This window comes from Chryseobacterium sp. PET-29 (assembly GCF_025736815.1).
GTDB classification, from domain to species: domain Bacteria; phylum Bacteroidota; class Bacteroidia; order Flavobacteriales; family Weeksellaceae; genus Chryseobacterium; species Chryseobacterium nepalense.
Window position 1 is genome coordinate 2621623 of record NZ_CP107053.1, and the last position, 17503, is coordinate 2639125.

21 protein-coding genes are annotated in these 17503 nt (G+C 35.4%); 1 reads left to right on the plus strand and 20 read right to left on the minus strand.

The features are described 5' to 3' along the window. Positions 1 to 5: 5 nt before the first annotated feature. From ODE14_RS11655 to ODE14_RS11685, 7 genes are all read right to left on the minus strand, one after another. The gene (locus ODE14_RS11655) at positions 6 to 1382 is read right to left on the minus strand and encodes a DUF4153 domain-containing protein (RefSeq protein ID WP_263601553.1); all 1377 of its coding nucleotides are present in this window, start codon (positions 1380 to 1382) and stop codon (positions 6 to 8) included. Positions 1383 to 1391: 9 nt separating this feature from the next. Beyond that, entirely contained in the window at positions 1392 to 1877 is a 486-nt protein-coding gene (locus ODE14_RS11660; RefSeq protein WP_263601554.1) for a ubiquinone biosynthesis protein COQ4, read from the minus strand. Positions 1878 to 1886: 9 nt separating this feature from the next. Continuing rightward, on the minus strand, positions 1887 to 2192 hold the full coding sequence (locus ODE14_RS11665; protein ID WP_263601555.1) for a hypothetical protein: 306 nt from the start codon (positions 2190 to 2192) through the stop codon (positions 1887 to 1889). Between the two features lie 29 nt (positions 2193 to 2221). Next, positions 2222 to 2512, minus strand: coding sequence for a hypothetical protein (locus ODE14_RS11670; RefSeq protein ID WP_263601556.1), 291 nt, complete (start codon positions 2510 to 2512; stop codon positions 2222 to 2224). Between the two features lie 65 nt (positions 2513 to 2577). After that, a complete protein-coding gene (locus tag ODE14_RS11675; RefSeq protein ID WP_263601557.1) occupies positions 2578 to 2868 on the minus strand; it encodes a winged helix-turn-helix domain-containing protein in 291 nt (96 codons plus the stop codon). Between the two features lie 85 nt (positions 2869 to 2953). Continuing rightward, entirely contained in the window at positions 2954 to 3571 is a 618-nt protein-coding gene (locus ODE14_RS11680; protein ID WP_263601558.1) for a hypothetical protein, read from the minus strand. Between the two features lie 136 nt (positions 3572 to 3707). Then, positions 3708 to 4472 carry an enoyl-CoA hydratase/isomerase family protein gene (locus ODE14_RS11685; RefSeq protein WP_263601559.1) on the minus strand — a complete coding sequence of 255 codons (765 nt, stop codon included), beginning with the start codon at positions 4470 to 4472 and terminating at the stop codon, positions 3708 to 3710. A gap of 615 nt (positions 4473 to 5087) precedes the next feature. On the opposite strand from ODE14_RS11685, the gene ODE14_RS11690 reads away from it, so the two are divergent. Beyond that, positions 5088 to 5915, plus strand: a complete 828-nt coding sequence (locus ODE14_RS11690; RefSeq protein WP_263601560.1) for a T9SS type A sorting domain-containing protein — start codon at positions 5088 to 5090, stop codon at positions 5913 to 5915. A 112-nt stretch (positions 5916 to 6027) separates the two neighbouring features. Here the strand turns inward: ODE14_RS11690 and ODE14_RS11695 are convergent, their stop codons facing one another. The 13 genes from ODE14_RS11695 to paaD form a co-directional block, all read right to left on the minus strand. Beyond that, positions 6028 to 6708 carry an SMUG2 DNA glycosylase family protein gene (locus tag ODE14_RS11695; protein WP_263601561.1) on the minus strand — a complete coding sequence of 227 codons (681 nt, stop codon included), beginning with the start codon at positions 6706 to 6708 and terminating at the stop codon, positions 6028 to 6030. A gap of 5 nt (positions 6709 to 6713) precedes the next feature. Then, positions 6714 to 7313 carry an XAC2610-related protein gene (locus ODE14_RS11700; RefSeq protein WP_263601562.1) on the minus strand — a complete coding sequence of 200 codons (600 nt, stop codon included), beginning with the start codon at positions 7311 to 7313 and terminating at the stop codon, positions 6714 to 6716. 175 nt (positions 7314 to 7488) lie between these two features. Next, positions 7489 to 9984: a phenylacetic acid degradation bifunctional protein PaaZ gene (gene paaZ, locus ODE14_RS11705; protein ID WP_263601563.1), complete on the minus strand. Its 2496-nt coding sequence runs from the start codon at positions 9982 to 9984 to the stop codon at positions 7489 to 7491. An 18-nt stretch (positions 9985 to 10002) separates the two neighbouring features. Continuing rightward, the gene (locus ODE14_RS11710; protein ID WP_263601564.1) at positions 10003 to 10551 is read right to left on the minus strand and encodes a hypothetical protein; all 549 of its coding nucleotides are present in this window, start codon (positions 10549 to 10551) and stop codon (positions 10003 to 10005) included. An 11-nt stretch (positions 10552 to 10562) separates the two neighbouring features. Then, the gene (locus ODE14_RS11715; RefSeq protein WP_263601565.1) at positions 10563 to 11390 is read right to left on the minus strand and encodes an alpha/beta hydrolase; all 828 of its coding nucleotides are present in this window, start codon (positions 11388 to 11390) and stop codon (positions 10563 to 10565) included. 38 nt (positions 11391 to 11428) lie between these two features. Continuing rightward, the gene (locus tag ODE14_RS11720; protein WP_263601566.1) at positions 11429 to 12022 is read right to left on the minus strand and encodes a transferase hexapeptide repeat family protein; all 594 of its coding nucleotides are present in this window, start codon (positions 12020 to 12022) and stop codon (positions 11429 to 11431) included. Between the two features lie 115 nt (positions 12023 to 12137). Further along, positions 12138 to 13343 (minus strand): 3-oxoadipyl-CoA thiolase, encoded by a 1206-nt coding sequence (pcaF, locus tag ODE14_RS11725; protein ID WP_263601567.1) that lies wholly within the window; start codon positions 13341 to 13343, stop codon positions 12138 to 12140. Positions 13344 to 13421: 78 nt separating this feature from the next. Further along, positions 13422 to 13772: a four helix bundle protein gene (locus tag ODE14_RS11730; RefSeq protein ID WP_263601568.1), complete on the minus strand. Its 351-nt coding sequence runs from the start codon at positions 13770 to 13772 to the stop codon at positions 13422 to 13424. Between the two features lie 64 nt (positions 13773 to 13836). Beyond that, the gene (locus ODE14_RS11735) at positions 13837 to 14250 is read right to left on the minus strand and encodes a PaaI family thioesterase (protein WP_248390560.1); all 414 of its coding nucleotides are present in this window, start codon (positions 14248 to 14250) and stop codon (positions 13837 to 13839) included. A gap of 2 nt (positions 14251 to 14252) precedes the next feature. Next, positions 14253 to 14567, minus strand: coding sequence for a hypothetical protein (locus tag ODE14_RS11740; protein ID WP_263601569.1), 315 nt, complete (start codon positions 14565 to 14567; stop codon positions 14253 to 14255). 279 nt (positions 14568 to 14846) lie between these two features. Continuing rightward, positions 14847 to 15980: a 3-hydroxyacyl-CoA dehydrogenase NAD-binding domain-containing protein gene (locus ODE14_RS11745; RefSeq protein WP_263601570.1), complete on the minus strand. Its 1134-nt coding sequence runs from the start codon at positions 15978 to 15980 to the stop codon at positions 14847 to 14849. A 97-nt stretch (positions 15981 to 16077) separates the two neighbouring features. Continuing rightward, positions 16078 to 16878 (minus strand): enoyl-CoA hydratase/isomerase family protein, encoded by an 801-nt coding sequence (locus tag ODE14_RS11750; RefSeq protein ID WP_248390550.1) that lies wholly within the window; start codon positions 16876 to 16878, stop codon positions 16078 to 16080. Positions 16879 to 16978: 100 nt separating this feature from the next. Further along, the gene (gene paaD, locus ODE14_RS11755; protein WP_263601571.1) at positions 16979 to 17443 is read right to left on the minus strand and encodes a 1,2-phenylacetyl-CoA epoxidase subunit PaaD; all 465 of its coding nucleotides are present in this window, start codon (positions 17441 to 17443) and stop codon (positions 16979 to 16981) included. Positions 17444 to 17503: the final 60 nt, after the last annotated feature.

The following is a 17503-nucleotide window of genomic DNA, read 5'->3' on the forward strand; positions in this document are numbered from 1 at the left end:
AAAATTTATTTTAAACTCTGGTAATACAGAACTTTAGAAAGGAATTTTTCATTCTGCTGGAATTTTACTCTTTCCAGTTCCAAAATTTCAGATTTCAAAAGGTAATTCCTTTTTTCTCCGGCATATTTCAAGAGAGGTTTTTCGCTGAAGTTTATTTCCCTCAAATGGTATTCTGCATTGAAATCCTTACGTTTCATATTTTCGGAAGTAATTATTCCGCCCCAATTAATGTAACTGCAAACGAGGATCACCCCGTAAATATACCAGGCCATGGTGTTGAAAAGGAAAATATTTCTTTTTTGTTTCTGAATTTTGATAAATGTGGTAAATAACCCGATCAACGCTAAAATTAAAAATGCATAAACGCCCAACCTTTTATAGGTAAAACCATAATTCATAATATATTCAGAATTCTTCAGCATAGCAGATATGACGAGAACAGCATTCAGAAAAATCCAGATTTTGGCTAAAATTTTCATAAGTCCGGCTTTCGGATCAAAATTGAAGCTGGACTTGAAGTAAAACATAATAACCAGAATCGACATGATGATGGATATAATTACGGCATTGACTCTTTCATGCGTTTCCTCGGAAAGTTTAACCGGTGTTTTTGTGAATTCGTAAAATTGTTCATAATTGTAAGTAACGATAAAAAACACCAGCAAAATATTCAGCGCGAATAAAGAAATAACTCCGCTCATTCTCTCTGCATCCAGATCAAGAAAGGAATAAGTCGCTTTCTGAATTTTATCTTTTTCTCCAAAATTATTATCCAGCAATCTGTTGCTTTTGTAGATAAATCGTTCAACAGCGAAATTCCAGTAATTGAAGGCAATAAAAAATCCCAAAACAATCATTGCCAAAAGTTGCCAGAAATTGATATCAAGCTCAATATTTGTAAACAGGCCGGCAAAATGATCGCTTCCTGCGGAATAAATTCCAAAGAAAACAGAGATCAGAATTAAAGGAATTATTACAAAAGCCAGTGTTTTCTGCCACAATCCGGAAACATTTCTTTTCGGAAGCCAGCCATCAAAATTTAAAATCCTGAAAAATTCGGTAAAACAATTCGTTACAAATACCGGAACAAGCAAAAGAATTTTCATCCTGCGGTTTCTTGAGCGGTAACCTAATAATAAAAGCGAAGTTGCCACCGCTAAAAAAGAAGGAAAATCTCCGTACCAGGCAAAAGCAATACTTGAAAGAACGCTTGTTATAAAAAGGAAAATAAATGTTGGGGTTCTGTTTGTTTTCGGTGTCTTAAAAAAAGTGAGGACGGCATAAATAATTCCGATAATTCCAAGATTAAGGCCCACATTCTGGTCATAAAATACAATGACAAAAAGTAAAGTCGTGAGAAATATATAATGATGTGTTTTCATAGTTTAGTTTTAGTATAATACTGTTGTGTTTTTCTGCTGAATAAAATCTTTCAGGTGTTCAAAATTTTGCCAGAGTAATTCTTCAAAATCCCACTGATGGAAAGGCCGCATGTTCTGTCCTTTTTTGTACGCTTTAATATAGATTTTGTAATATTCCGGTAAAATAATGCTTCCGAGAATAATCGCTGCTAAGAGATGCGCATTCAGTTTTCCGTTTCCCAACAGCAGGAACTGCATGGCGATTTCATCCTCGAAATGGGTTCCGCAGCCTGTGATCAGGTGATGAACGTCGTGGTTTTCCATTTTCGGGATCATTGTGAAACCGTGCTTTTTATAAAACTCACCCAGTTTCCTGCCTAAAGAATCTTCCTCAAATTCCAGCAGCTGCTTTTGGGTAAACTGCCACTGCCTTTTCTTTTTCTTAAAATATTTCCTGTAGAGTTTCTGGGTTTTGTTGTAAACGAACAGAAGAAATTGTACGCGTATTTTTTTCATAATTCATTTTTAAAAATTTGTTGAAACCAGTTGAATTCCAATAAAAATATAGATGATAGCGATCGGCACATTCATTAACATGATTGCAGAAGATTTAAGACAGGAATCAAGTTTACTGTTACGAAAAATGCCGTATGTAATGAGAATAAATATCGCTCCAAGATTAATTAAGAGTCCCCATTGAAGCACTAAGAATCCACCATTTACAAAGAATGTATTTCTGGTAAAAATATAACCGAACAGATCAATATTTCTCAAGATGAATGAAAGCCAGAAGAAGAATTTACCTGTATTGATAATATTTTCGTTTTTCATAATACTTAAGGTTCTATTAATATTTTAGTTTAGCTTCCAGCGAATGGAGTTCCGAAAATTCCTACAGCCAGCTCAATCCACACCAATGCCATCAGCAGTAAAATAATGAAGCAGATCATCAGCTTGGTAAGCAATGGCTTTTTTGATCTGATAACCAGATTAACAAAGAAAGCGGTTCCGAACAGTAAGACTGCGGCAACCACAAAATCGGAAGGCGACCAGCTCCAGCCTTCTACAAATAGATTTCCGAAAAAAGCCGTGATCATTAATAATGTGGGCACAGCAAAGATGATTGTTGTTTTTTGTTTTTCTAATGTCATGATCGTTATTTTAATTATTTAAAAGTACTTTGTATTTCAAAGTAAAAATTCAAAAAAATTTTATCTTATTTTCCTAATAATTTCTCCAGAGCATTAATATGTTGGGTAAATGCTTCCCTTCCGCTCTGGGTAACGCGGTATGAAGTTTTCGGTTTCTTTCCTACAAACTCTTTTTTCACTTCTATATAACCGGATTTTTCAAGCGCATTGCTATGGCTCGCCAAATTACCATCCGTTATTTCAAGAAGACTTTTCATTTCAGAGAAATCAACCCAGTCATTAACCATAAGAACAGACATTATGCCCAATCTTACCCGGCTTTCAAATTCTTTATTGAGTTGATTTATTTTTATCATTTTAAATTATCATTAAAATACAGCTTTCCTCAGATTATGTATACATTTCTCTCATCAAAGCTGAAAAGGTATATAACCAATACGATCATTTATACTTCTTATGCATAATCAATCCGTACACAATATGCAAAGCCCCAAAACCAACGGTCCAGAACAGCAGTCCCCAACCTAAAAAGAACAAAGAAATCAATCCTAAAATAATCTGGCAATATCCTAAATATTTTATATCCGTTAACGTATATCGTTCTGCACTTACCAGAGCCAGTCCGTAGAAAAGCAATGTTGCCGGAGCAATCAATACAAAAAGATGATGATAAAGCAGCGCCAGACAAAAGAAGCCTCCCGTTACCAAAGGAATTGCAAAGGTAACCAAAAGTCTTCTTGTGGTAGCATCCCATATTTTCAAGCCTTTTCTTTTACTTTTGTTGGCCGTAAAAATATATCCGCTGAGAATAGCAACTACCAGAATCGCAATTCCGATTGTTACCAGTTCTTTAACAAGAGAGGGTGAAAAAACATTCCTTTCGCCATCAAAATAATCAATCCCTTCTCTCTGAAATACAAAATAAACATATACCGCTCCTGCAATTGCAGCCAATCCTGCAACTACTCCGGACAAACCGCTCAAAGAAATAAAGCGGGAAGAACGCTCCATCATGGTGCGAATGTGTGATAAGTCTTCGTGATAGTTTTTTGATTCCATAAAAAGAACTTTGAATTACAAAGTTATTATTTATTTTCAATCTGCAAAATATTTTTTGAAATTATTTGCAGACAGATTACGGCGTAAAAAAACCGCTGGGGAATCCGGCGGCATATATTGTTGTATAGAAGGACAGCTATTTCGCTCTCAGCCTTTCCTTAATAGATTCAATATTTTTCTTTGCAGAATCTTCCAGGATCAAACTAGCACTCATGTGAATTCTTGCCGGCATCAGCTCATTAAAATGATCGGTTCCTTCCCACGAAACTTTTTTAATCAAAGCTAATGCATCACTGCTTCTTGAAGCAAGAGTCTGGAGGAAGCTCTCCAGTTTAGCATCCATTTCTTCAATGGTTTCTGAAACGGAATGATAAATATTATGCTGTACTGCCCATTCTGCCGATCTGAAATCTGCATCAATAGCCATTGCCGAAAATTGCGACTTTCCTATTTTTCTTTCTACATAAGGTCCGATTACGAAAGGTCCGATCCCTAAATTGATTTCCGTTAGAGCCAAGGCAGCATCCTTTACAGCAAAACAATAATCGGCTCCGCAGGCAATACCCACTCCTCCTCCTGTAGTTTTACCCTGTACTCTTACTACTACGATTTTTCCGCAGTTTCGCATTGCATTCAGAACTTTTGCAAAACCTCCGAAAAACCTGGTGGATTTTTCCAGTTCTTCAATTTCCAGCAATTCATCAAAACTTGCTCCTGCACAGAATGCTTTGCTGCCTTCACTTTTAATAAGGATGGCTTTTACTTCCTCTTTTTTTCCTTCCTCAAGAATGGTTTGTGCCAGTTTTTCAAGAATTGCCCCCGGAAGGGAGTTGCTTTTCGGGGTCCCGAAAGTAATTTCAGCAATATGGTTTTTAAGTTCAGATACTACAAATTCGCTCATTTTTAAATTTAATTGGATAAAAGCAAAAATACTAATACAAAGTGTTTTGGGAAAATAAATTTTTATAAAACTCTAAGGACATTTTTATAAACGAATTGATTATAGCTAATTATCAATCATATAATATTTATTGACAAAATAAAGATGAGATAATACAGGTACCATATTATGAAAAGCAATCAATAAATTATTTATTTTTGCCGAAAATTTAACACTTCTCTATTATCCGTAGAAATACGTAATGTACAATTTGGTATTTTTTACTCTATAGGAAAAGATGCGATTGTTGTTAATTTGAACTCTAAATAAAGTATAATATTTAAATTAAAGGCGGAAACCGAAAAGCCTGAATAGAGTAGGAATTAATTAAAAAAATTAATAATCATAAACGAAAATTCATGGGAATTTCGAAATCACACGACTTCAACTTCCCGATAATGTGAAATATCGTGCATTAATCAATCAAGGAAGTCATACCAATTCCTGTCCGGAATTAGTATCATTAGGAAGCCCAGCGACCGAATTTGCTTTTTGATAATGCTCTTATTTTCCAATTATATATCAATATAATCATTTACCAACTAAAAAATACATATCAACCTTAAATTTAAAATTATGAAAAGTACTTTACTTTCTACCCTTTGCGGTCTGTTTGTTTCAATGCTTACATTTGGGCAAACCAGTACAGAACAATTTGAAACAGAATCCAATGGGAGCTCAAGCTTCACGGATAATGGAGTAATCTTCAATATCCTGTCTGTTGTAAACAGCTATAAGGTATCTGGCGCTAATCCTACTGCAGGATGGAACGGAACTTCTATAGACAACAGGTTTATTGATAATTCCGGAACGGGAAACCAGTCGGCGGGAACAGCATTCAGTATCAAAACAACTTCAAACCTTTTTAAGGTAAACAGATTCTGGGTTTCTGCAGCAGCTGCAAACGGCACATTGGGTGTAGCCGGTACAATTACCGTTACAGGAAAATTGTCTGGAGTAACGAAATTTACACAGACTAAAACCACTGGTTTTAACGGAACAACGGCTGTTACCAATGGTTACACATTAATTGACATGACCAACCTTAACGGCCAAAATTACAGCAATATTGTAATTGACCAACTTCAAATTACTGCCGGAGGAAACTTCCAGTATCTTAAATTTGATGCCTTTACATGGGTGAAAGACAGCGGAATTGTGTTGGCTGCTAATGAAGTAAAATCTTCTAAAAAAGAAACAAACATCTATCCAAATCCAACAAGCGGTCCCCTAACAATTAAAGCTGCTGAGAATACAAAGTTTGATATTTACAGCGAAGCCGGACAACTGGTAAAAACAATCGAAGCGAAAAAAGGCACAAACCAGGCAGATATCACAGAACTACCAAGAGGAGTTTATATGGTAAAATCTGCTTTAGAAGCTTACAAAATCATTAAACAATAAGATATTTATTATCTAAACTAATAACCATAACCAACTGTTAAATAACTTATTGTTTGTGTGACGGTTCTAATGCATAAGTGTGATTAATCCCCTGAATTTTTCAGGGGATTTATTATTTTAAAGCTAAAATATATTTATCAATATACAGTTGTTTCTCTTTTGATTTATATTGCTGAATATACCTGGGATGTTCCAGCACGGTCATTTTTCCAAAAAGTTGAGCTTCCTGATTAAGTTTCGAAATAAAGTCTGCATTTTTTTTACCCATGATAAAAACTTCGGACGTATCCAGGTTAAGGCTGATGTGTTTTTTTAAAGAATCAATCATAAAATCTTTAATATCATTAAATAGAGCTTTATCATCGTAGTACTTGGCATTAATCCAGCTACCTTTCGATTTTCTGACAATGGCTAACGGAAATGGTGAATTAATGTAAATTTCTTTATAAAATTCTTCTGCACCACCATATTCAGAAATCATATCATACACAAAAACGGATGAAACTTCATGCGTATAAGCAGAAATCATTTTTATGCCGCAAACACTTTCCAGACGTTTGGTATCCGTGAAGGGCACACCGGTAACTCCGGCTCCATGGCGACTGGGATTGATTCCAACTAAAAATTTCCTTTGATGATTGTCACTATAATATTTATGATAAAACTGTTCCATCACCTGTAACGTTTCGGGATTATCAAGATAGGGATTCAATACATGAAAATCATCGGGAAGATTTCCGTTATAGCTTAATTTTTTATTAAATTCTATGACTTTTTCTCCGAAGTTCTTCATAGATATCAAAATTCCAAAGGTTTATAGTTTTTATATGTTCTGTAAAAATCTTCGTCATTACCAGTAAATATTTTTTCTTCGATAATTCTAAATTTCCCTGAAGAATCTTTTTCTTCAACTAAAATTTTGTCCGACACATCTACTCTTGCAAACTCATCTAAAGAATCTCCCTTAATTTTAAGAAAACTGGTAGTTGTAGATCCCGTTAAAATAAGAGAATTAATGCAGTTTAATGTTGAATTGTAGCTTAAATTTGGAAAAGAATCTGAGTTTTTAATAAGAGTAAAATTTTTACTTTCGGGATTATAGATAAATAATGTCCTGATAACATTCCCGCCTCTGGCTGCTATTCCGCTTTGAAAAGTAAAATCCTTAAACCCATCATTGTTGAAATCTGAAATTTCGGCATTTATTCCTGTAAGACCATCTTTATCGAAATAAAACCTTTGCATAGATTTCCAAATCTCTCCTACATTCTTCTGTTTTTTATGGTCCCAAATACTGTCTCGCTGATAAAAACTAACAATTACAAAATTATCTTCTCTTTTATCATTCCGGAAGTTTTCAACACCAATTTTAGTTATTCTTTTCCCTCCTATGTTCAAACTATCAATAAATTTTTCGCAAGAAAAATAGACATCAGATTTTTTTTCTTTTAAACAAGAATTAAAAACAATACAAGCAAGTAATGCTAAAAAAATAAGTCTTAGAAGTTTCATACTAAAAATCCCTTCCAGAACAATGACTGAAAGGGATTATAAATTTATTAATTATTTTCAATTAAATCAATCCAAACTGCTCAAAATGATGGGTAAAATGTTTTCTGTGCATTAATTCCCACATTTCTTTATTCAGTTTTCCGAACACGAAATTCATATGCTCAGCCTGTGGATTTTCTTTATAATAAATGATGAACCTTTTCAGATTATCCATAAATGATTGCTTCGCGGCTTCTAGATTTTTATGTCTTGGTTCCAAAAGCTTTTCATCTTCTGCTAAAAATGGTGCAGGGAAATCTTTTGGCATTTTTCTGTGGTTGTACAGAGAATCCTGCCATTTTTCCAACTGCTCTTCCGGAGTGAAGCATTTGTCAGCTTCAGGCTCGCCTAAACTTACCAGAATACCGTGCTCCAAATGTTCGATCATTTGCTGAGGCGACATTTTCCCCCATTTCGGCTGAGTAGATTCCGTTAAACCATTTAATGCTTTCTGAATATTTTTCAGGTTTAACTCAATAAAAGGAGATTGTTTTGCTACTAATGTTAAAATTGTAGCTACACAAACAATTTCATCTCTTTGATTAACAACCTCAACCAGCCATTTTACAACACCAGATGGAATATTTCTTCCTTTTACGCCCCGGTTGATCTTTTCTTTCGCTGTTAAATACACCGTAATTGTATCTCCGGCATAAACAGGCTTGAAGAAAGAACAGTTTTCCAGTCCGTAATTCGCAATAACCGGCCCTTTTTTCCCGGAAACAAACAATCCTGCCGCCGCAGAAAGGATAAAATATCCGTGAGCAACCGTTTTATCGAAAATAGTTCCCGTTAAACTTGTAGCATCGGTGTGCGCATAAAAATGATCCCATGAAACATTGGAGAAATTTACGATATCCGCATCCGTTACGGTTCTTCCTGCGGTTTCTAAAGAATCTCCAACTTCAACTTCTTCAAAATATTTCCTGAAAGGATGTTTGTCTGAATATTTTTTCTCAGCACCCTGCTGATAAATTTTCGTAATTGCCGTTAAAATATCCGGAGAACCCTGAATTGCCGTTTTCTGAAGGAAAAAATGAAGACCGTTCAGTCCGCCCATTTCCTCACCGCCGCCTGCTCTTCCCGGGCCGCCATGCATTAAAGTCGGAAGCGGCGAACCGTGACCTGTACTTTCTTTCGCACTGTCTCTGTTCAACACAAAAATTCTTCCGTGCTGAGATGCCATTTTCCATGAGGTTTCTGCAACGAAGTTATTATCATAAGAAACAATGGAACCAACCAGACTTCCTTTTCCTCTTTTTGCCAACGCCGCAGCTTCTTCGGCATCTTTGTAAGGCATTAACGTAGAAACAGGACCAAAAGCTTCGACATCGTGAGAAATATTTTTCTCGAACGGTTTATCATTTAAAAACAGTTTCGGGCTCATGAAGGCTCCGTTTTCGTAATCGGCATCTACCAGTTCATGTTTTCCGTCATAAATAAGCTCGGTTTCTGCTTTCAGCAAATTGATTTTTCTAACGACTTCATCATACTGCTGCTTTCCTACCAAAGATCCCATTCTTGTTTCCCTACTTAATGGATTTCCGATTTTGGTTTGATCTAAAGCTTTAGATAAAGCATACTGAACATCGCCTATCAAATTCTCAGGTACAACAATTCTTCGGATCGCCGTACATTTTTGCCCGGCTTTAGTGGTCATTTCGTTACGAACTTCTTTGATGAACAGATCAAATTCCGGAGTTCCCGGCTTTGCATCCAAACCAAGGATTGAACAGTTCAGAGAATCTGCTTCCATATTGAAACGGACCGCATTTCCGGCAACCGAAGGTAACGATTTTAATTTTCTTCCTGTATTGGCAGAACCTGTGAACAACACAGAATCTCCATCCTGAACGTAATCCAGAATATTTCCAGGCTCACCGCAAACTAATTGTACGGCTCCTTCCGGAAGCAATCCGCTTTCGATCATATCGTGGAAAACGGCATTCGTTAAATATGAACCATAAGGTGAAGGCTTTACAATAGACGGAACACCTGCCAATAAAGAGGTAGATAGTTTTTCCAACATTCCCCAAACCGGGAAATTATATGCATTGATCTGAATAGAAACGCCTTCGCTTGGTGTTAAAATATGCGTTCCCAGAAAAGTTCCGTTGGCAGAAATCTTCTGAGTTTCCCCATCTACCCAAAACGGTGTGTTCGGAAGCATTCTTTTTGCCAAACCTGAGTAGGTAAAGAAAGTACCGAACCCTCCTTCAATATCTACCCACGAATCTACATGAGTTGCTCCTGTTTTATAAGATAAATCGTAATATTTTTTCTTTCTTTCTAAAAGGTAAAGCGCTACTTTTTTCAGCATTTCTCCACGGTCATAAAATGTCATGGACGAGAGGTTTTTGTAGCCGACTGTTCTTCCATAGTCCAGAGCCTGTTCAAAATTCAATCCTTCCGTATCAGAAACAGCAACCTGTTCTCCTGTCACAGCATTGTACAAAGGAATCCCGTTTCCGGTTCCTTCGACCCATTCGCCGTGAATATAGTTTTTTAACTTTTCCATATAGTTTTTTACTTTTTACTAATACTTTATTTTTATATCTTTATTAACTTGAGGATGTTTATCCAACAAATAAAAAATTCTGTCAGATTTAGAAAAAGGAATATCATGAGCAATACAAGCCTCTTTTAAATCAATAAGATATTGTTTATATAATTCAGCTTTCTTGGGTTTACTAAATGGAATTTTTAAATTTTCTCCATATAAGATCCTGTAAACCCTTTGATCAATAATTTGAAAATAATCTGAATCAATAAATCTTAAAAAAGTCGAAGCCATCGGCAAATCAAAGCCTTTCGAATCTAATAATTTAGTTAAAATATTATCTGATAAATCCTCATCATATCCTTTTCTTAATTCATTAATTTTTATAATTAAATCATCATCAATTTCAGGAAATCGATTAGTTTTCCAAAGGACAATTTCTAACATAGTTTCATATGTGAAATCGTCTTTTTTATTATCTAGTTTCTCTGTTAATCCTTTTTGATATTTAAATTCAGGAAGCTCACTAATAAGATCCTGAATATTTTCTAAACTTTTGATATTTTTAATTTCATCATTTTTCATGAAACAAAAAATTATTTCGGTTCCTGATACGGAAACAATTTCACCAAACCTTCATACAAACTTCTGTGAAGAATAGTTGCGTGATTGTCCGTTTCCATCATTTTATATTCTACCGTCCAGTTTTTCTTGTTGGCTTTTTTCAATACATCAAATAAATCTTCAGCATCTTTTACCATCACGGGATGTTCACCTTTTCCCACAGAAATATAAATAAATTTCTTCGTATGAGGAATTTTGTTTAATAGCTGACCCGCTTGCTTTAAAAGACTCTCATCATCCCACCATAAACTCGGACTGATGATAAAATAATGAGTAAACATTTCAGGTTTTTTCAACAAAATTTCTGTGGCTAAAAGTCCACCTAGTGATTGACCAAATAAATACTTATCAGTCGTTTTAAATTGATTTTCGATATAAGGTTTTAATTCTTTTTCAAGAAAACTGATGAACTTATCAGAATGTCCAGTTGTGGGATAATCTTTTTGCAGATCCTTTAAATCTGTATGAAAAGTAAAGTCTCTTTTTCTGTCAACATTAGCAATTCCCACCACAATTGTCTCCGACATGGAATACATTTGATTAAAGAATTGGATCAACCCTGTAACATGAATAAAATCTTCATTCATGCTTCCATCCAAAAGGTAAATAACCGGATAAGATTTTGCTCTATCAAAATTTTGCGGAAGATAGATGTTTAACGTTCTATCTTCATTTAAAATCTTAGACTTAATCGTTCTGATTTCTCCGATAGTAAGTGGTTTTATATTCCCGTTTTGGGCTAAAATCACATTGTGAGATACAAACAAAATACTACAGAAAATGAGAATTTTTTTTAACATTTTTTATAAACTAAAAATTCTTTTCTTTGCGATTCTTGTTATTTAATATCGTCCCAAATGCTGTAATCAACAACTTTTGTAGGAATCTGCTGAACGTATTCTGTAAATGGTTCGCAGGGCAAAATAGCATCTTTTCCTTCTCTCGCCAATTCCTGATATAGTTTTGTCCCTTCTGTTTTCCATTTAATCATTTCATCGGAAACATCACGGATAATTTTTGCTGGGCTTCCAACGATCAGTTTTCTTGGTTCACATGTAAAATTGGCAGGTACAAAAGCCAAAGCGCCAATAATACATTCGTCACCAATAACAGCTTTATCCATCACGACAGCATTCATTCCGACTAAGCAGTTTTTTCCGATATGCCCGGAATGAATAATAGCGCCGTGACCGATATGTGCAGATTCTTCCAAAATGGTTTCAATCCCGGGAAAAACGTGAAGCGTACAGTTTTCCTGAACATTAGCGCCGTCTTTGACGATAATTTTACCCCAGTCCCCACGGATCACCGCGTTGGGACCGACATAAACTTCTTCGCCGATTTCCACATTGCCGATAATTACCGCCTGCGGATGAACGTAAGCGGAAGGCTTAATGATTGGTTTGATCCCGTGGTATGAGTAGATATTCATAATTTTAATTTGAAAATTTGAGAATGAGTTAATTTGAAAATTTTTGAGTACTACAATCTGAGAACTTAAAATTGTTATAATCATTTTCAAATTCTCAAATTAGCACATTTTCACATTAAACCCGTTCAATCACCATCGCATACCCTTGTCCGACACCGATACAAAGAGTACACAAGGCATATTTTTTATTTTGTTTTTGCAATTCCATTGCGGCAGAACCAACAATTCTTGCTCCCGAAACACCAAGTGGATGACCAATAGCAATCGCTCCTCCGTTTGGATTCACTCTTGAATCATCATCCTTTAATCCCAATGTTCTGGTTACTGCCAAAGCCTGCGCTGCGAATGCTTCATTTAGTTCGATAATATCCATATCGTCTAACGATAGACTGACTCTTTTTAATACTTTCTGAGTTGCTTCTACAGGACCGATTCCCATGATTCTTGGTTCCACACCAGCAACGGCTGAACCTAAAATTTTTGCAATAGGATGAAGTCCGTATTTTTGTACGGCTTCTTCACTGGCTAAGATCAATGCTGCTGCACCGTCATTCATGCCGGAAGCATTTCCAGCCGTTACCGTTCCTTCTTTTCTGAAAGCAGGACGAAGCTTCCCTAAACCTTCCATTGAAGAAGCCGGCTTAATGAATTCGTCTTTATCAAAGATCTTCGGTTCGCCTTTTTTCTGAGGAATTTCAACTTTTACGATTTCTTCTGCCAGTCTTCCGTTTTGCTGAGCTTTGGTTGCTTTTTGCTGTGACCAAAGGGCAAATTTATCCTGATCTTCACGGCTGATGCTATGAATATCCGCTAAATTTTCTGCGGTTTCGCCCATTCCGTCTACTCCGTACATTTCTTTCATTTTCGGGTTGATGAATCTCCATCCGAAAGTGGTGTCAAACATCTGGCTGTCTCTTCCGAAAGCTGTGCTGGGTTTTGACATTACGTAAGGCGAACGTGTCATATGCTCCACTCCACCGGCAATATAAATTTCACCTTCTCCAGCTGCAATAGAACGAAATGCATTGGCCACCGCAGACATTCCCGAAGCACATAATCTGTTTACGGTTTCCCCGCCGATTTTATACGGAAGCCCCGCCAATAAAAGTCCCATTCTGGCTACATTTCTGTTGTCTTCACCTGCCTGATTGGCACATCCGAAAATAACATCTTCAATTTCTTCAACCGGAACTTCAGGATTTCTTGCTATAATTTCTTTAATAACAATGGCAGCCAAATCATCGGCTCTAACTTCTGAAAGACCACCGCTTAATTTTGAAATGGGTGTTCTGATGTAATCTATGATGTATACGTTGTTCATAATGTTTTTAATATAACAATCTAGTAGTGTAACAGTGTAACAATTATTGATATATTGATAAACTGGTACATTGCTAGATTAATTTTTTAAACTTGTACTTAATATTTTATATATAATTTTCCCAATCTCGGCAACCTGAAGTTCTAACTTTTCATTAAAAGGATAAGTTTTTGAATGCTTACAGAGATAGAGCCAATATTTTGTTTCTTCTAATTCTTTTGCTGCGATTTTTATTTTATTGATAAAATCACTCTTGCTATGTGGGTTTTGTGCTTCAAATGAGTTGGCTCCTATGCTTGTCCCAGAGCGTAACAATTGTTTAGCAATAACAAATTTTCTTTTTTCATCTAACAGTTCACAAAATTCAATAATATCTAAAGAAAATTGAACTGTTTTCTCAATTAATGGATTATTCTCGAAATTTATCATTTGTGTTCATTGAATTTTATTTCATCATTGTTAAATTGTTATACTGATAAATTGTTACATTGAGTTACAGCTCCGTTACTTTCTTTCCAATTTTATATACTGTTCCGACAAATTTTGCAATCAATTCTTTATTTTGATTTGTAATTTTTATATCGTAAACAGCAGTTTTTCTGGTGTCGTTTACCAAAATGCTTTCTGCTCTGAAAACATCGCCTTCTTTTCCGGCCTTGGTAAAATTGATGATACAGTTCAGGGCTACGGCAGCATCTCCGGAGTTGTTGGATGAAAACGCCAGTGCCGAATCTGCAAAAGCAAACGTAACACCCCCGTGAACGGTTTTTAGCCCGTTAATCATTTCTTTTTTAATGGGCATTTCTATTAAACAATAATTTTCTTTAACATCAATCAGTTTGATATTCATCCATTGGGAAAAAAAATCCTGATCGAACATATATTCTGCAACCTGTCTCGGATTCATCTTTAATTTGTACTTGTTATTTCTTCATATAATTCATCAACCAATTTGTCATAAATACTCATAGTTCTACCTAAAATGATCTGTTCATAAGTAAGACTTTCCGATTTTGATGGATTTTCTGTTTGAAAAGGCTCATTTAAATCAATTCCAAATTCATTGGATAACCTTTTAATTATTTCACGATATTTTTCATTGAATTTTCCCAATGATTCAAGTTTTTCCTGATAATCATTTATCGAAGAAAGCTCTTGAACAATATATTGTTTTTCAATGCTCAATCTTGTTTCCAATTCGGCTCTGAATGCATTTATATCCATTAAAACATTTATTTTATCAAATCTTTTGGATTAGTCTTTTAAAAAAAATTATCAGTTTATCCATAAAGAAATTACTTATGAACATTGCTAAAAAATAAATGATTACGAATCCCCAACTAAACATTTTATCACCGTCAATCGGTTTAAAACGAGTATCAGTTAAGTAAAATATACCTCCGATAAAAATCGTTGAAAAAAATGCAACTATAAAAGATGAGATCAATTTCTTTTTAATCATAATTTATTATTTGTTACAGCAACAATCTATAAATAAACAGGTTACATTCTACGCAACAATGGACTTTGTCTGTATCTGTCTTCCTGATACTCATCATAAAGATTTTCAAGGACCTCAGTTACCAGATCGTATCCAATTTCTTTTCCCCATTGTAAAAGACCTTTTGGATAATTTACACCTTTCTGCATGGCTAATTCAAGATCTTCATCACTGGCAATTCCCAATCTTTTTGCTTCAACAGCTTCATTGATAAGCATGGAAAGAATTCTGTGAAAAATATCATCGTACAATACTTCATCCTTTTGAGGAACAGGATTTTGTGCACCTTCAGAATAATCATAGAATCCTTTTCCTGTTTTTCTGCCGTGAAGTTTGGCTTCAGACATTCTTTGCTGAAGGAGAGACGGTTTGTATTTCGGATCGTAAAAATATTCGTTGTACACGGTTTTGGTTACGGAGAAATTGACGTCAACACCAATAAGATCCATTAATTCAAAAGGTCCCATTCTGAAATTTCCTAATGTTTTCATGGCTTCATCTACCTGTTCTACCGTTGCGATGTTCTCTTCCACAATTCTTAATGCTTCTCCATAATAAGGACGGGCAATTCTGTTTACGATAAATCCTGGAATATCTTTAGCAATAACCGGTATCTTTCCCCAATCTTTCATAAGATTATAGATTTTTCCCGCTAAAGATTTTTCTGTTAATAAAGATGGGATGACCTCAACCAAAGGCATCAACGGAGCCGGGTTGAAGAAATGAATCCCAATGAAACGCTCCGGTTTCTGTAATTCCGCACCGAGAGAGGTGATGGAAATGGATGAAGTATTGGAACCAATAACACAGCTTTCTGAAACGTGTTTCTCCAATTCTGTGAAAACTTTGGTTTTGATTTCTTTGTTTTCGATGATGGCTTCAATGATTAATTCGCAATCTTTGAAGTCTTTCAGTTCAGTAGCGATGGAAATATTATTTAAAATTTCAGTCATTTTCTCTGCTGAAATTTTTTCTTTGTCGACCAGTTTAGTCAATGTTTTTTCCAAACCTACGGTTGCCGTTTCTACTTGTTTTGCATTCGCGTCATAAATCCAGACTTTGCATCCGTTCGTTGCGGCTACTTGTGCAATGCCGATTCCCATTGTTCCGGCACCGATAATTCCTACATTTTTCATGTTTTTAATGTAACAATTTAACAATGTAGCAGTTTACCAATGTAAAAAATTTTGGTCATTGTTACATTGCTAGATTACTACATTGTTATATTAATTCTTATTTTCCTTTATAATCAGGTTTTCTTTTTTGTAAAAAGGCACTTACTCCCTCCACGAAATCTTCTGTACCTGCTGCTTCCTGCTGTAGATCTGCTTCCAGTTCCAGCTGTTCTTTCAGTGTATTGTTATAAGAATTGGCGAAAGCTTTTTTGGTAAGTTTAATGGCTGCCGTCGGCATATTTGCCATTTTTTCAAGAATTTCCATGGATCTTGATAGAAATTCTTCTTCATTAAAAACTTCAGCCACCAATCCGTATGATTTTGCTTCTTCAGCCGATAATTTTTTTCCTGTAAATGCTAAATAATTTGCAAGCTGTCTACCCATTAATTTTGGTAAGAAATAAGTTCCTCCCGTATCCGGTATAAGACCTATATTAGAAAATGCCTGTGCAAAGTACGATTTATCAACCGCTAAAACGAAATCAGAAATTAACGCCAACATTGCTCCTGCTCCTACTGCGGGACCATTTACCAAAGCCACTACAGGCTTTCTGCAGCGCGTAATTTCCATAACCAGAGGATTGTAGTAATCTTCCACAATTTTTCTGATAATATCATTATCATGATGCTCATTTCCCTGAACAAAAGCATCATCCAAATTCTGACCGGAACAAAAAGCTCTTCCTCTTCCTGAAATAGCGACACATCGTACCTGAGGATCTTCACTACATTCTTTTACAAAATCTTTCAGATCTGATAATGATGGCTTTGTAAGCGCATTCATGGTGTCAGGCTGGTTGAGGTAAGCGATCTTAAGCTTTCCTTCGAAGTGGCTCTCAATATCGAGTTGTGTGTACATAGTATTAATTTTTTAATTTGAAAATTATATAATTTGAAGATATTTTTTAAGCAATTTCTATTAATTAACTCATTCTCAAATTTACACATTTTCAAGTTGATTAATGGCATTTAAAATAATCAAAAGGCTCTAAACAGTCTAAGCATTGATAAGAAGCCTTACACAAAGTAGACCCAAATCTGCTGATCTGTTTTGAGTTCATAGAACCGCAGCGAGGGCATTTTTTTGGTTTTCCGATATGGTGTTCGTCGGCTCCTTTTTCGGGAGGCGTGATTCCATAAACGCGAAGTTTTTCTCTCGCTTCATCAGTAAGCCAGTCCGTTGTCCAAATCGGAAACATCTTGGTCACTACTTTTGCCTCCCACCCGTTTTGTTTCATGATCTTGATGATATCTTCCTCAATGTTAAACATAGCGGGACAGGCTGAATAAGTAGGCGTAATCGTTACTTCACAAGAATTTTCGCCGGTAACTTTTACTTCTCTTACAATGCCCAATTCCACGATATTGATTACCGGAATTTCCGGATCAGGAACGAGTTCTAATATGTCTAAAGGATTTTTCATAATTAATTTGAAAATTTGAAAATTTGGGTAATTTGAAAATTTATGGCACTCCTCAATTTT

Bases quoted from the DNA above. Each gene is read 5' to 3' on its own strand.
- ODE14_RS11655 (WP_263601553.1), bottom strand. From the start codon at position 1,382: ATGAAAACACATCATTATATATTTCTCACGACTTTACTTTTTGTCATT.
- ODE14_RS11660 (WP_263601554.1), bottom strand. From the start codon at position 1,877: ATGAAAAAAATACGCGTACAATTTCTTCTGTTCGTTTACAACAAAACC.
- ODE14_RS11665 (WP_263601555.1), bottom strand. From the start codon at position 2,192: ATGAAAAACGAAAATATTATCAATACAGGTAAATTCTTCTTCTGGCTT.
- ODE14_RS11670 (WP_263601556.1), bottom strand. From the start codon at position 2,512: ATGACATTAGAAAAACAAAAAACAACAATCATCTTTGCTGTGCCCACA.
- ODE14_RS11675 (WP_263601557.1), bottom strand. From the start codon at position 2,868: ATGATAAAAATAAATCAACTCAATAAAGAATTTGAAAGCCGGGTAAGA.
- ODE14_RS11680 (WP_263601558.1), bottom strand. From the start codon at position 3,571: ATGGAATCAAAAAACTATCACGAAGACTTATCACACATTCGCACCATG.
- ODE14_RS11685 (WP_263601559.1), bottom strand. From the start codon at position 4,472: ATGAGCGAATTTGTAGTATCTGAACTTAAAAACCATATTGCTGAAATT.
- ODE14_RS11690 (WP_263601560.1), top strand. From the start codon at position 5,088: ATGAAAAGTACTTTACTTTCTACCCTTTGCGGTCTGTTTGTTTCAATG.
- ODE14_RS11695 (WP_263601561.1), bottom strand. From the start codon at position 6,708: ATGAAGAACTTCGGAGAAAAAGTCATAGAATTTAATAAAAAATTAAGC.
- paaZ (WP_263601563.1), bottom strand. From the start codon at position 9,984: ATGGAAAAGTTAAAAAACTATATTCACGGCGAATGGGTCGAAGGAACC.
- ODE14_RS11710 (WP_263601564.1), bottom strand. From the start codon at position 10,551: ATGAAAAATGATGAAATTAAAAATATCAAAAGTTTAGAAAATATTCAG.
- ODE14_RS11715 (WP_263601565.1), bottom strand. From the start codon at position 11,390: ATGTTAAAAAAAATTCTCATTTTCTGTAGTATTTTGTTTGTATCTCAC.
- ODE14_RS11720 (WP_263601566.1), bottom strand. From the start codon at position 12,022: ATGAATATCTACTCATACCACGGGATCAAACCAATCATTAAGCCTTCC.
- pcaF (WP_263601567.1), bottom strand. From the start codon at position 13,343: ATGAACAACGTATACATCATAGATTACATCAGAACACCCATTTCAAAA.
- ODE14_RS11730 (WP_263601568.1), bottom strand. From the start codon at position 13,772: ATGATAAATTTCGAGAATAATCCATTAATTGAGAAAACAGTTCAATTT.
- ODE14_RS11735 (WP_248390560.1), bottom strand. From the start codon at position 14,250: ATGAATCCGAGACAGGTTGCAGAATATATGTTCGATCAGGATTTTTTT.
- ODE14_RS11740 (WP_263601569.1), bottom strand. From the start codon at position 14,567: ATGGATATAAATGCATTCAGAGCCGAATTGGAAACAAGATTGAGCATT.
- ODE14_RS11745 (WP_263601570.1), bottom strand. From the start codon at position 15,980: ATGAAAAATGTAGGAATTATCGGTGCCGGAACAATGGGAATCGGCATT.
- ODE14_RS11750 (WP_248390550.1), bottom strand. From the start codon at position 16,878: ATGTACACACAACTCGATATTGAGAGCCACTTCGAAGGAAAGCTTAAG.
- paaD (WP_263601571.1), bottom strand. From the start codon at position 17,443: ATGAAAAATCCTTTAGACATATTAGAACTCGTTCCTGATCCGGAAATT.